This window comes from Microbulbifer maximicatervae (SeqCode), from assembly GCF_052467615.1.
On sequence record NZ_CP174319.1, the window covers coordinates 1,348,444 to 1,361,879 of the forward strand.

Annotated in this window: 11 protein-coding genes; 4 read left to right on the top strand and 7 right to left on the bottom strand. The window is 49.0% G+C overall.

Annotated features, from left to right (window positions below):
• Nucleotides 1-490: 490 nt before the first annotated feature.
• The 5 genes from ACJJIM_RS06155 to ACJJIM_RS06175 all read right to left on the bottom strand — a co-directional run bounded on the left by ACJJIM_RS06155 (nucleotide 491) and on the right by ACJJIM_RS06175 (nucleotide 4,031).
• Nucleotides 491-907, bottom strand: coding sequence for a YbaN family protein (locus ACJJIM_RS06155; RefSeq protein WP_108732723.1), 417 nt, complete (start codon nucleotides 905-907; stop codon nucleotides 491-493).
• Between the two features lie 239 nt (nucleotides 908-1,146).
• A complete protein-coding gene (locus tag ACJJIM_RS06160; RefSeq protein ID WP_444912682.1) occupies nucleotides 1,147-1,983 on the bottom strand; it encodes an energy transducer TonB in 837 nt (278 codons plus the stop codon).
• Complete coding sequence (gene exbD / locus ACJJIM_RS06165; RefSeq protein WP_108732725.1) at nucleotides 1,980-2,414, bottom strand: TonB system transport protein ExbD; 435 nt, start codon at nucleotides 2,412-2,414, stop codon at nucleotides 1,980-1,982. Before exbD ends, ACJJIM_RS06160 begins: the two co-directional genes overlap by 4 nt.
• Nucleotides 2,414-3,367 (bottom strand): tonB-system energizer ExbB, encoded by a 954-nt coding sequence (exbB, locus tag ACJJIM_RS06170; RefSeq protein WP_444912683.1) that lies wholly within the window; start codon nucleotides 3,365-3,367, stop codon nucleotides 2,414-2,416. Before exbB ends, exbD begins: the two co-directional genes overlap by 1 nt.
• 31 nt (nucleotides 3,368-3,398) lie before the next feature.
• Nucleotides 3,399-4,031 carry a biliverdin-producing heme oxygenase gene (locus ACJJIM_RS06175; protein ID WP_444912684.1) on the bottom strand — a complete coding sequence of 211 codons (633 nt, stop codon included), beginning with the start codon at nucleotides 4,029-4,031 and terminating at the stop codon, nucleotides 3,399-3,401.
• Between the two features lie 227 nt (nucleotides 4,032-4,258).
• Between ACJJIM_RS06175 and ACJJIM_RS06180 the strand changes: the two genes are divergently transcribed.
• From ACJJIM_RS06180 to ACJJIM_RS06195, 4 genes are all read left to right on the top strand, one after another.
• Nucleotides 4,259-4,774 carry a sigma-70 family RNA polymerase sigma factor gene (locus ACJJIM_RS06180; protein ID WP_282933363.1) on the top strand — a complete coding sequence of 172 codons (516 nt, stop codon included), beginning with the start codon at nucleotides 4,259-4,261 and terminating at the stop codon, nucleotides 4,772-4,774.
• A 29-nt stretch (nucleotides 4,775-4,803) separates the two neighbouring features.
• Complete coding sequence (locus ACJJIM_RS06185) at nucleotides 4,804-5,790, top strand: FecR domain-containing protein (RefSeq protein ID WP_444912685.1); 987 nt, start codon at nucleotides 4,804-4,806, stop codon at nucleotides 5,788-5,790.
• A 263-nt stretch (nucleotides 5,791-6,053) separates the two neighbouring features.
• Complete coding sequence (locus ACJJIM_RS06190) at nucleotides 6,054-8,750, top strand: TonB-dependent receptor domain-containing protein (RefSeq protein ID WP_444912686.1); 2,697 nt, start codon at nucleotides 6,054-6,056, stop codon at nucleotides 8,748-8,750.
• Nucleotides 8,751-8,768: 18 nt separating this feature from the next.
• Complete coding sequence (locus ACJJIM_RS06195; RefSeq protein WP_444905709.1) at nucleotides 8,769-11,192, top strand: PKD domain-containing protein; 2,424 nt, start codon at nucleotides 8,769-8,771, stop codon at nucleotides 11,190-11,192.
• Nucleotides 11,193-11,302: 110 nt separating this feature from the next.
• Here the strand turns inward: ACJJIM_RS06195 and ACJJIM_RS06200 are convergent, their stop codons facing one another.
• A complete protein-coding gene (locus tag ACJJIM_RS06200; protein ID WP_444912687.1) occupies nucleotides 11,303-12,784 on the bottom strand; it encodes a ricin-type beta-trefoil lectin domain protein in 1,482 nt (493 codons plus the stop codon).
• A gap of 307 nt (nucleotides 12,785-13,091) precedes the next feature.
• On the bottom strand, nucleotides 13,092-13,373 hold the full coding sequence (locus ACJJIM_RS06205; protein WP_444912688.1) for a 2TM domain-containing protein: 282 nt from the start codon (nucleotides 13,371-13,373) through the stop codon (nucleotides 13,092-13,094).
• Nucleotides 13,374-13,436: the final 63 nt, after the last annotated feature.

The window sequence follows — 13,436 nt, forward strand, 5'->3', positions numbered from 1 at the left end:
AAGAGAACGGACAGTACTGTAACTGGGATAATATGGTATGCCAGTGCAGTGAGATTTTTTTCAGAAAGATTTGGAATGATTCGCAGCCTTGCGTCAATTGCCAGTAAGAAAGTGCATGCCAAAAGAATCAGTTTGAAGGATACCAGGCGAGAAATTGGATTGGAGAAGTTGAACCACTGCGATAAGTCAGGCAGTAGGGTATATGAGAGATATAGCCCGGAGAGTATTTGAATGAGCAGGGCGGGGATGCCAATCTTTTCGTAGCTGCTTTCAAACCGGGAAAGAAAAGCTACATCCTTATCCCGTAAAACTTTGGGTAGTATTGTGCAGGCAAGTATCAGATGCCCACCGGTCCAAATTGTTGCACCTAGAAGGTGAAAAAAAAGTACTACGTTGTACATCCTGTCCCCCAGACAAATCCTTGTTGGGGGACTATAGCGCTAAAATCTACGGGTGTCTGCTGCCAAATAGGGGTAGAAAGTAGCGTTGTCTACTCCCTGGGTTCCGGCCGGGACCAAATCCAGTAGGCGCCGCAGCTGATGCCGCCAATGGTAAAGCAAAGAAGGTAAATATTACTGATATGAAGGATGGCAAAAGCTAGGGATATAGCCATTGTCAGGCTGGCCAGTAACTTGGTTCTGCGGCTTACATAACCACTGCGCCAAGTCCGCAATAGATGCCCAAAGAGATGGTGTTCTTCGATCCATTGGTGCAGGCGCTGGGAGCTGCGTGATGCGGCCCAGGCACCGAGGACAATAAATACAGCCGACGGCAGGCCGGGAAGAATGGCTCCGATAATGCCAAGGGCGATAAAAAAGCAAGCAGCGGCGCCCCACAGCCAGCGCATCCAGCCCTTTGCCAACGGCGGGGTGTAGGACATTACGCTGTCTTCAGTGGATTCTTTCATTCGGTACCTCTACCTTCTAGCTTATTGCAGTAGTTGTGCATCAAAAGTAACAATATTTGTCCGCTTGGTCTGCTTGCTCATAAGCAGTTTGCCCAGCACCTAGTAAATAGAGTCAGCAGGCCGATAGGTCGCTAGTGCAGGGTAACGGATTATGTGGATGATTTCCTCTGTCCAGGGAGGTGACTTTCTGGTTTATGTGAAACCAGGCCTCCCAGTTCTGAGAAGGCAATTTATTTTGGTTAACGAATAAAAAATTCGACCGGAACGGCCATTGTCAGAGGATCACCGGGTACCTCTTCTGGTGGTCTAGGCAGTGGTTCTGCCCTGCGCACCAAGGCCACGACTTCTCGGTCGAGAGACGATATGCCACTGGCTCGGTGCAGCTCAACCTTTAGTACTTTGCCTTTTCTGTCCATCGTGAATTGTACCCAGGGAATACCTTGTTGACGCCGTATTTGGGCGCTACGGGGGTAGCGTTTTCTTCGCTCAAGGTGAGCCTGTAATTGGTTCTGCCAGGTTAATCTGGCTTGTGATTCCCTCTGGTTTAAGGCGCCCACTTCCGGTGCCGCAGCTTGCTCTGCTTCTGCTACATCTGCCGCGAGAGGGGCTGATGTTTCTTCAACAACAGTTTCTCCAGTAGCCTCTCCACTGGAGTCTTGTTGCTGTGCGATTTCCTTCTCTTCCACTGGCTCAGGGGTCTCTTCCTTTTCCTCCGTGGAGGGCTCCTCTTCGGGCTTCTCAATGGCAATTTCCGAGGGGGCTTCTGGCAAAATAACAGGCTCTGGCTGCGCAGAGGTTTTTTGTGGCTCGCTGCTCCGCTGGTTTGCGGGAGAGGATTCCTGTTGTTGAGGACCTACCGGTAGCGACGTGGGTGGTGCCACTGGAGCGGCTACCATACTGACTTCAAATACCTGTGGTGCTGCAGCAGGCGGCAGCGCCAGTTCGGATTTGGGCTGCCATAAAAAATAGACGGCAATAAGTCCGTGAAGGGCTAGGGCGCAGCAAAAGGCGCAGAGCGATAGAAAAAATCGCGGACGCTTCGAAGATTTTACCTTCGGGCCGGCCAAGAGGCTCATTGGTTTACGGTCGCCGGTTTATCCAGACCTACCAGAGCGATTTTCTGGTATCCGGCACTGGCAAGGCGGTTCATCAGGTCCATCAAATCCCCATATTCCACTTTGCTGTCGGCACGCAGCAGGATTTGCTGTTCTGTGCCAATTTCATTTGCCTGGAGTTCAGCAGCCAAGTTCTCCCGCACAATAACTTTGTCCTCACCGAGAGTCAGGGTGAGGTCCTTTTGCAGGGTGAGATATTTCGGATCTTCTGCCTGGGGTTGTTGTGGAGCTGTCGCCGAGGGTAGATTGACGGGCACGCTTACAGTGGCCAACGGAGCCGCAACCATAAAAATAATTAGCAATACCAGCATCACATCGATAAAAGGTGTGACATTGATATCGTGCTGTTCTGGCAGTTCTTCGCTATTGCTGCTGTTGAGATTGAATGCCATTAGTTGACGCCCTGAACCTGCGGTACTGCGCGCTTTTTGTTCGCGCTAACCAGTTCGGCGAGCGGGCGCGCATTTGGATGGTGGCGATCCAGGTCCCGACTAATCAGTACCATTAAGGCGGTGACATTATCGGCCAATACCGCGCGATAATTGCCGATAGCCCGGGAAAAGTAGTTGTAGATCACTACCGCCGGAATCGCAGCAACCAGGCCGATCGCAGTTGCCAGCAGGGCTTCCGCAATACCTGGAGCCACTACGGCCAGGTTTGTGGTTTGGGTTTTTGCGATACCGATGAAACTGTTCATGATGCCCCAAACAGTTCCAAATAGACCGACAAAGGGGGCGACGGAACCGATGGTTGCCAGAATTCCGGTGCCACGGTTCATGTCGGTAGCGAGAGAAGCCTGGACTCTTTCCAGGCGAGCCAGAACACGTTCTTTTAAGCCGTCATCTGACACTGGGCCACCTGAAGATAAGTCGAGTTCGTGGCGACTCGCTTCTACCAATAACAGGGCACCGCCGGTTTGGCCTGAAAGCTTTGATTCGGCATTGGCGAACGTCTTGCTTTGGATCAGGGTTGCCAATAATTGTTTGGCCTTGCGACGTGTTATTACCAGCTGCACGGTTTTAAAAAGCCAAATCGCCCAGGTTAAAACAGAGGCCAACAGTAGGCCGATCATTACGCTTTTAACGACGATATCCGCGGCGTGATACATTCCCATGGGAGATAAATCGTGTGCGCTGAAAGCGGTATCTCCAATGTTGGAGGTTGCAGTCGAGGTAGAGTTGTCTTGATTTTCTTGCAACCCCACGGAGGTTTCCACATCTCCCTCGAGAACTATTTCTGTATTGCTTTGTTCGCTTGAGTTGGAATTATTTTCCTGCGCTAAAGCCGGCAATGGGCCCAATGTGCTGCCTAGCAGGCACAATAAAATTACAGTCCAGATTTTCATTACCGACTCCTGGCTTCAGGTGAAAAATAAATTAGGGTGTAGCGGGCGCTAATAATTGTTCGACATTTTGTCGTGCAAAAGCAAAGGCCTGTTTGGCCCCACTGAGGGCTACTTCTTTTTGCTCTTCGTTGAGTTCAAGAGCATCTAACGCAGTTTTGAATTGGCGCCAGTGTAACCCGCGACCGTCTTCATGTCCTGCCAAGTGGCGTGCGCCGAACTCTTCTGATAAATCCAGATGTTTGCGCGCGTACTTGAGAAGGAATGCTGCTCCTAAGTTGGAGCCTTCGACTACATAGAGCCAGCCCAGTGCAGAGTGGAAATCACTAATTGTGACTTCTGCTGCGGCTTGCTGATCAGCTTTCAAATCACTTTCGGGCATTTTGAAATCAGCACAGTCCTGGAGGACTGCTTCAGAGCGGTCTCTCTCTTTCAGGCCGGGCAAAAAATTATTTAATTCGTCACTTTGAAACCAATCAGACACCGCTTGATGCAGTCGCGACTGCGTGCGAACAAACAGTGCATACCGCTCGCGATTGGAAAATGGTGACAGGGACATAATGCGTTTATCAAGACTCTCGTGGGTCGTATTAGTGCCTTCTTTCAGCCAAGCGGAAAAGGTGGGCTCTGTCGGTTCAATGGATTGGCATTCTGCTGGATTGCTCACGGGTTTTTTCCAAAACAAATTAAACAATAACCGCCCGGTTATTCCGGTGGCTTTGTAATGGGTGACGGACCAAATTCAAATTAACCCATCCCGTTGATCAATATTTTTTGAAAAATTCACCGGGTTATTCCAAATTGATATAACATTCTCAGCTCAGCTACTTTAAATGAGAATAGATATCATTTACAGTCCCCGCCCTCAAAAGATTACAGCGCAAGGTCTGAGTTTTGGCCCCGGAAACCCCTTCAACCCCAGGATTTGATGAGCTTTACCAAGAGCACCACGAGTGGCTTGTCCGTTGGATAGCGCGCCGAACTTCCGGTGTTGATAATGCCCAGGATTTAGCTCAGGACACTTTTATTCGTCTGCTGGATAGGCCGAGCCTGCCTGCGGGGATTCGAAGCCCGAGGGCCTGGTTAACCAAAGTGGCCGGGAACCTGCTGATCGACCAAGCCCGTCGCCAAGTGCTGGAGAAGAATTATTTAGCGCTGCTGGAAAATTTGCCGGAACCGGAATGTCCTTCCCCAGAAGATAAGTGGGAGCTATTGGGGCTTTTGGAGCAAATTGATCAATTGCTCAGTGGTCTGCGCCCGATAGAGAAAACGGTATTTCTAATGGCGAGACTAGACGGCTTAACATACCGCCAGGTGGCTGAGCAGCAGGGGCTGAGCCTTTCCTCAGTAGAGAAATATATCGCAAAGGCCATGCTCAAGTGCTATGCCGCTGCGTACGATAACGAATAATTTTCTATGGACTTGGAACTTGCTTGCTGATGTCAAACGCCCCAGAAAAAAATAGAGAAAAAATTCCTGAAGCAGTACTGTTGCAAGCCGTTAGCTGGCGCGTTCGCCTGGGTTCCGGCGAGGCGCTTGACTCAGAGCGCGATGCTTGCAGTCAATGGCGTTCGGCGGACCCTCTGCATGAACTGGCGTGGCAGCGTTTTGAGCGGATGGAGTCGCCTCTAGATACGGTGGCTCGCCGAGCGCCGCGTTTGGCCCATTCCACCCTAAATCAAACCGATGCAGAAATTCGCCGTTTAAATCGCAGGGCTGCTCTAAAGACCATGGGTGGTGGTGTCCTTGGGGCTTTTGCTGTTGGCCTGGTGGGATATGACAACGGTTTGCTGAAGTATATGTCTGCTGACTATTCCTCTGGTTCTAAGCCGGCCCAATATACTCTGGATGATAAGAGCCAAGTCTGGCTAAACACCGGTAGTGCCATTGAGTGGGAGTCGGGCACAGCAATCCGTTCCCTTGTGCTGACTAAAGGTGAAATGCACTTGACCAGTGCCGCTGACCCGAGGCCAATGCAGGTATCGGTGCCTCAGGGGCAGCTGATTTCCCGTGACTCGCGCTTTTTTGTGCGCAATGGCGATGACCACACGATTTTGCAGGTTGTGGAAGGTGGGGTGCAGGTTCAGCCGAGTGCGGATATAGAGCCCTTTGCAGTTAAAGCGGGTGAGGCTTATCGCCTTACTGGCGCCGGTTCGCTCGCTCTGGACAGCAAGATGTTTGATTACAGCGGATGGATTGACGGGGTGCTTTCAGCTCGGAGTATGCCATTAGGAGCGCTGCTTGAAGAGTTGTCTCGCTATCGTGTTGGTTTTTTACGCTGTGATCCGGCATTAAGAGATCACCAGGTTTCTGGGGTTTTCCAGCTTCACGATATCGATACCATCCTAAAAATATTGGCGCGTTCGGCGGGAGCTGAACTGAGCTATACCACGCGGTGGTGGGCAACGATTCAATTGCCGGGCTGATAGTAAGTCGCATCGCTCCCTGCCTTCCCCTGTTCGTCCGGGCCGACGGTTTTTTCGGAACGGGCAACCTTTAATTTCTGCTCTTATTGCCAGATGACCACAAAAAAGTTACCCGAAGGTGTCATTTTTTATTTTTGATGACGCTTTTGATTGCTAGTTTTCCCTCCGAAGCAAAAAAAACAAAATAATTCTCATTTAGATTACGGGTTTTTGATTTTCGTTCGGCTTCCTAGTTATACACCTGAGAATAGGAAGCCGCTTAAATGCAGTCCCGCGCCCCAAAACATATTTTGTCCACCTTGTTGGCACTGTTGTTGGCCGTAGTTCCCGTATCGAGTTTTGCGCAAGCCCAGCAGGGCAATACAGCGTTGATCGAATTCAGTTTGCCCGCGGGCAATCTGGGAGATGTGCTCAACCTCTACTCGCGTCAGGCCGGGGTAACGCTCTCTTTCGACGAGAACCTGGTGGAAACTATTTCTGTTCCAGCACTATTTGGTAGTTATCGTGCAGAAGAAGCTCTGTTGAGCTTGTTGCGCGGTACCAACCTGCAAGCGGTTCCCGTTGGTAGTGGTGCCTGGCTGATCCAGTCCGCTGGCGAGCAGGATCTGATGGTGCTGGACAGCATTCAGGTTGAGACTCGTGATGGCGGTGAAAAAGACCAGGTATTTCGCGAGTCCGGTTCAGTAAATATTCTCACCCAGGAAAATATTGAGCGCTTTCGCGGTACCAGTGTTGGCGATATTTTTCAGGGCACCCCCGGTGTACTTATCAGTGAAAACCGCAATTCCGGTGGTCTGGATGTCAATATTCGCGGTATGCAAGGGCAGGGTAGGGTTCCTGTCTTAATCGATGGCAGTCGCCAGGAAACAACGATTTATCGCGGTTATGCCGGGGTTTCCAGTCGCAGTTATATTGACCCAGATCTGATTGGGTCCTTGCGTATTGATAAAGGCCCAGTAATGGGTGCCGAGGGCACTGGCGCTACCGGTGGCGTTGTCAGTATAAATACCCTACGAGCGGAAGATGTCGTAAAACCCGGCGAATTGTCGGGTTTCCGTGTTCGTGTCAGTGGTATCGGAAACAATAGCGAAGCCCCAGAGCCCGGTACCTACGCAGGCTATTACCTGCCGCGAAATGCATATCGCTCCGATTGTCGCTTTGCCAGCTATTGCACAGACGACTATGCAATGCCGGAGAGCTTTGCGCCTGATTACGGTATGGACAGTCCCAGCTTGTTGGATTTCGAAGGTTACGCGGCGAGTTTTGCAGGCGCCCAGCGTTTTGAGTGGGGTGATTTGGTGGTGGCCCACGCTCAACGTGAGCAGGGCAATTACTATGCGGGTACTGATGGTCCCGCACCGGAAGTGATTGTTGGCGAATCTCAAGAGTTGGCCTGGTATACCGAAACCCCGGTCACTCTTGTAGGGGCATCTCCATTCCGCGCGGGCGAGCAAATCCCCAATACCAATTTTTCTAGTGACTCCTGGTTATTAAAAAGCAGCCTCCATTTGCCAAAGGACCAGAGCCTGGAATTGAGCTACCTGCGCTATAACAGCACTTATGGCGAAATGATGCCCTCCCAGATTGTTTCTTTTGGGCAGGCGCGCCAGTGGCTTGACAGTGAGGTGCTGAATCAAACTTATACCGCTCGTTACCGCTGGCAACCTGTTGAATATGACTGGGCAGATCTGCGTATTAATTTCTGGCATACCGATGCGGTAACTGACCTGAATACCCCGGATGTTGGCTCTATCGACCTGGAAGACAATACAGCGCGAACTGATGATTACCAGCGTTTTGGGTTGGATATCACCAATAGTATGCGCTTCTACCCGATGGGTGAGTTACGTTGGGATTACGGTATTTCTGCCCAGTGGGAAGACATGGATACCGATACCCCGGCAACTGATAGTTTTTATACCGGTTCCCGCAATGGTTGGCGCAAAGAATTCAGTGCATTTACAGGTATGGAGTGGCAGCCGTGGCCGGAGTGGACTCTGGAAGCCGGACTTCGCTACACACGTTTCTCCTCTAAAGATAACAATGCACTTCCATTAAGCACCAGTGACCCCGCTTGTGTGGCCGATGGTGAAGGTGGTTGTCTGGATGTTCACTACAGCAATAGCCACTCCGGCACTGCACCAATGGTGGTTTTAACCTGGGAGCCAATCACTGGTTTGCAATTTTATGCTCGCCACGCGCAAGCCTTGCGCATGCCGAGTCTGTTTGAAAATACTTCCGGCTGGTCAGTGAGCCCCGCGCTGGATATTCCTTTAAAGCCAGAGCATGCCAAAAATAATGAAGTTGGAATTAATTATCTCAATGGTCAATTATTTGAGGCTAATCACCAGTTGCGTACAAAAGTTGCCTATTTTGAAAACCATGTAGATGACTACCTGACCCGTACCCAGCCGAATGCTTGGGAGGAGGAGCAGGATGGGCTCGACTTTTTCCGTATGCGCAATATCGATAGCCTTGATCTTAAAGGTTGGGAGCTGAATCTAGGGTATGACGCCCACTGGTGGTTACTCGAATTGAGTGGCACCAAGTACAGCCATATTGAAGTATGCAACGTTGCCAGCTATGTACGCTACTCCTGCACAGATTGGGGCATTCCGGAAAGTTATATCAATAACATGATCCCACCCAACTGGCATGCCAGCGCCCATTTCGGTCTGCGTTTACTCCAGAAAAAATTGGAGCTGGGTGTGCGTGGTACCTTTGTTGGTGAGCGGAATTCTATTCCCCGCTACAACGCGCCGACCAGTTTTAATGAGCCTGTTTTATGGCACAGCTACCAAGTGGTGGATGTTTATACCAGTTACAAATTAAACGATAGCTTGTCAGTGGATTTCACCGTCGACAATGTTAACGATAAATATTACCTCGATGCTTTGAGTCTTGGCTTGGTCCCTGCCCCGGGTCGCACGGCAAGGCTCAGTCTCACTTATCAGTATTAATCGATCGGAGTATCACAGATGAAAAGAGCACTAGCCCTTTGGGCCACGCTGTGCCTGTCTCTCGTACTCGTTGCCTGTGGTGGCGGCGGTGGTTCAAATAACAAGGTGGAAAAGCCCACTGCCAGTTTCAGCTTGCTGTCTCCTGCTGATACCACTTTCTCGCTGGCAGATGGCGATGTTACTGTCCAGTTGAACGGTACTGATAGCAGTAGCCCGCGAGATGCAAGCCTGACTTACCGTTGGGAGCTGATTGAGTGGCCTGAGCTTAGCTTGGCAGAGCTGACCAGCACTGAAGATGCCTACACTGAATTTACTGCCGATCTCCCGGGCGACTATGTGGTGAGCCTGATTGTAGATGACGGCACTGAAACCAGTGAAGCGGCTCGTATGACCCTGACTGCAACCAGCCCGAATCCAGTGGCCATTACTGAGCCGGTGCACAGTATTATCCTGGGAACTGATACTCTGGGGCTCGATGGCAGCTTGAGTACTCCTCCAACCAATGAGACTGGAGATCTGGAGTATTTGTGGTCCTTGGTTGAAAAACCGCTCGATAGTGCTGCATACCTGACTAACAGTGACTCTAGTCAAGCCACTTTGCATTTGGATGTCGAAGGTGACTACAGACTTGAGTTAGTTGTCACTTATAACGGAGTTGCCAGTGAGCCCGCGGAAGTTCTGGTAACTGTTTCCGCTGGTGATGCTCCACCTGTTGCAGTAACAGAAGACCAGACTATTACTCTTGGCGAAGAAGTTGTATTGGATGCGAGCGAGAGTTACGACCCTGAGGGTAATTCTCTGCAGTACCGTTGGAAGTGGGCATATAGCCCAGTTGAAACTGATGGTGTTCCGGTTCCTGAATTGGAAGGCGAGACAACTTCTACCGTTAAATTCACTCCTATTGCAGCAGATACTTACAACCTAATATTGTTTGTTTTTGATGGTGCCAGAAAGAGTGAAGAGCGCGAAGTTACCATTGTAGTTGAGGCTGATTCTGAAGCTGAGGTGAATGAAGCTCCAATTGGTGAGATAGAGGCTACTGGTTACTACCCGTCCTACAGTATTGGTGAGCAAGAGTTGGGTCTTCGTGCCGAGTTTAATTTTGTTGGCTATGACCCTGAGGGTGATGCTCTGCAAATTATTGATGCAGAATTGATCGAAAAACCTGAAGGCAGTGTTGCCGAGTTGGTAGATATTGGTTCTTGGAAACCAATGGGTAAAAAAATCCAAGAGCTGGATGTGGTTGGTACATATCGTGTAAGCATGACCGTTTCTGACGGGGCTAACCAAATCGACTTGGAAGCAACCATGGAGGCGAAGATCGGTGACGTAAATGGTTATCCTTCTACCCGTGGTGTTGAGGCCCAATCCAAGTCTGTGCTCGTTGGGGATGCCTTGGTGTTCGATGCCTCCAGTAGCGATCCTAATGATGATCCAATGGAATTCCACTGGGAGTTGGTTGACAAGCCCGATGGCAGTAATGCCGTAATTGAGCCAATCACCGAGCCTGAGAGTGGAGAGCTTCGCCGTGCTCAAGTTGTTACCGATGTGCCGGGTTCCTACACTGCACGTTTGATTGTCAGTGATGATCGTGGTTTATATGCTAAGACCTATTCTGAAGATGATGGTCTTGCAAAAGTTTCCAACACAGCACCAGAAATCCGCTCTGTAGTGTGGGCGCGTAACTGGGGTAGATTGTCCACTGACGAAGATTATTACCAAATCTTGCCGTGTATGTCCCTATTGCATCGTCCTGTAGTAGTTGATGCTGATGGTGACGAAGTGTTTACCTACGAAGAACTGATAAGTGCACCGGAAGGTGGTGAATTCACCAGTTACCCCGACAGTGAAGATTGTGAAAATACAGCTGGCACAGTATTTTCAAAGGCGGGCACCTATATTTTCCGCTACTACGCCACGGACTTGATTGACGATGCGCCGGAATACGATTTTGTTGTAGAAGTTGAGCCCATGAGTGAAGCTAAGGGTGTACGTCTGCGCAACATTAACTCCTGGGACGAGAGCCTGTGGCTGCCGATGCCGTACGAAAATATTCCAAGCTACGGCACTCCGTCTAACCTGCAGTGGGATACTTCTGCCACGGAAGAGGAATATCTGCAGTGGTCTTTGACTGCTGTTGATTCCGACTACACGATTGAAAATGTTCAGGTTAAGCATATCAATGGTGATTTGGAAAGTCTTACTCCCTGGTTTGAAGGTTTGGTAGAGGGGCAGGTTATCAGTGAAGGGGAGTCTTTAGACTTTAAGACCTGGATGCCAGCGGTACCGTGTATTCGTACCGATGACAAAGCAGAAGGTTTCCACTTCTCTTTCAATATTAAAGAGATTCCGGAGTTGACCTTCACCTATGAAACCTGGGTTGCTGCCGACGATGGCATGTTCGGTGATTGGAGACAGTGTGAAGCAGGTGAATTGGATTAACTGTCCAGAGCTTACTTTCCCAATAACGCATGTTTTTACAAGGGCCCCATAATGCTGGGATCTTTGAAAAAAGGGCGCCTGTAAAGGCGCCTCTTTTTTGTAACTCGAATTCAAAAGCTACTCTGCTCCCAATCATCGACAGGCTCTAAAACGAACTGTTGGCTTTTGTCATTCTTATCACACTTGTAAACCTGAAGACGCTCACCCTCTTCGGTTGAACTACCCGGTGCGTCTATACAGTAGGTCCAGTTCTTATCGCGATTTTGGATGGCCCCACTTTCCTGGATTTGCCATTTTTCCGAATTGCCGCCGTCACAATCCCACAGGTGCATTTTATCGCCGTTATCAGCAGAGCCAGTGTTGAAGTCAACACAGTATTTATTATTACCCTTGGGACGGAGTTGGCCTTCAGCAGTATAAACAAACTGCTGTTCATTGCTGGAGCCACAGTTATTCATATTTAGGTTTGAGCCATTGCTATAGCCCTGGGAGACGGTCATGCACAAGTCAGCATTTGAGGCAGAACGGATTCTCAAATAGCCAGGAAGACTTCTCCTTACTCCGACAAAAGGAATTGCCGTGCCAGTATAATTGGGGGTGGTTGCGACTGTATCAGGATCCATCCCGATTGCAGTGGCACCATGTGCGATTGCTGTAAATATGTAGCCATAGTCGGTATTGCTAAAATCGCCAGAACTATCCCATAGGTGCATCAGCTGTTTGGTTTCAGCGGCTGCGTTGGCTGTTATCTGGTAATGATCGCCAGCCTGGACATTGCCGCAAAATATTCTTTGCGAACTACTGCTGTCTATTGAATCAATGGAGCCGGTAAATTCTTCTGGATCTGCGGTATCTATATCAGGACATAAAAATGCGCTCATCTCGTAGGAGTCTAATGCGGATTCCATTCGATTATTGACGTTGCCTGATTGTCCTCCGGTAAAAATAACGATTACTTTTTTGCCGTTATTTAATAAGTTGCCAACGCTAGGCCATCCCGTACTTTTAAGCGTGGTACGGTAATTTTCTGAGGAAGAAATTTGTTGTAAATATGTAAGCATATCCTGGTAGCTGTACTGGAGGTCGCCCAGCTCTTGTTGGATATACTGGTCAAGCAAATAAATTTCATCTGCATACCAGGCGTTAAACCAATCTAAATTGGTTTTCATATCGATATACAGCATTATTGGCGCTTCAATAGTGTTAACGGAGAGCCAGGATTTGATATCGTCCAGACAGTGTTCCAGACGATCATCGTCTCCGTTGCTATTGCACATGTGATTACCGATGTCGTTTTGTCCATGGGCAACATAGGGCCCATGGCTGCTACCTTGCCAGGCACCGTGATCTACGACATCGATTTCCAGTGATCGAAAGCCTTTGTCGAGCCAGTCAGTCAGTGTTTCACCGTTTTCTAGCCGCTCATAGCTGTTATGGGGCTGTAAGTAATAAAGCTCATCAATACGATGCTCACTGGTGGCCGCTTCTGCTTGGTAATCGGGCCAGTGAAAAGTGTCAGCTTTACTGATGCTGGGTATAGATATCCAAAGTGATAGACATAGAGTGCCTGTAGAGACTTTGAGGAAGGACATTGGGGTTCCTGTTATCATTTTAATAATATATTTATTATTTGTTATATAAAAAGTATGTTAATACTTTGTTACCAGGGCTCGATAATTTAAGCCTGTTAATTAACTGTTTTTTTGTCAAGCGGCTTGGAGTATATAGATTTTTGTTTAGATTACAGGTAATTGTTCGTGTTCGTGTTCGTAAGTAGGGAAGTGTTTGGAGTTTTTGCGTTGACAGTGAGGGGCTAGGAGAAGAGTACTTTGGGAAAGTACTCTAACATCTAAAGCATATGCTTGTATTTGGCGATGCTCCATCGCACACGATTTATTGCTATTTACGCCCCATTCTCTTATCTATCTGCTTTCTCTCCCAATCTTCACCAAAGAAATTAAATAAATTGAAGGTGCTAATTGCATGGGAGGCGAGCCCTATACCCCAGCCAAATGCCGCCCAGAGTGACCATAAGTATCCGGGGGCGAGTATTAAGTTGGCAATTACTAGTCCCGAGATAACTAATAAATAGGTGATTAGGTGTTGGTAAAAGCTCTTCAGCTTCTTGACATGCTCAATGACTTCTTTTTCTTTGGGGGAGATCTGGTCTTGGGAGTTCATATTGATGACCTCGGCTGATTAGCTACAGCAGTGGGGAATATTATTATTCGAGTTATTTTCAAG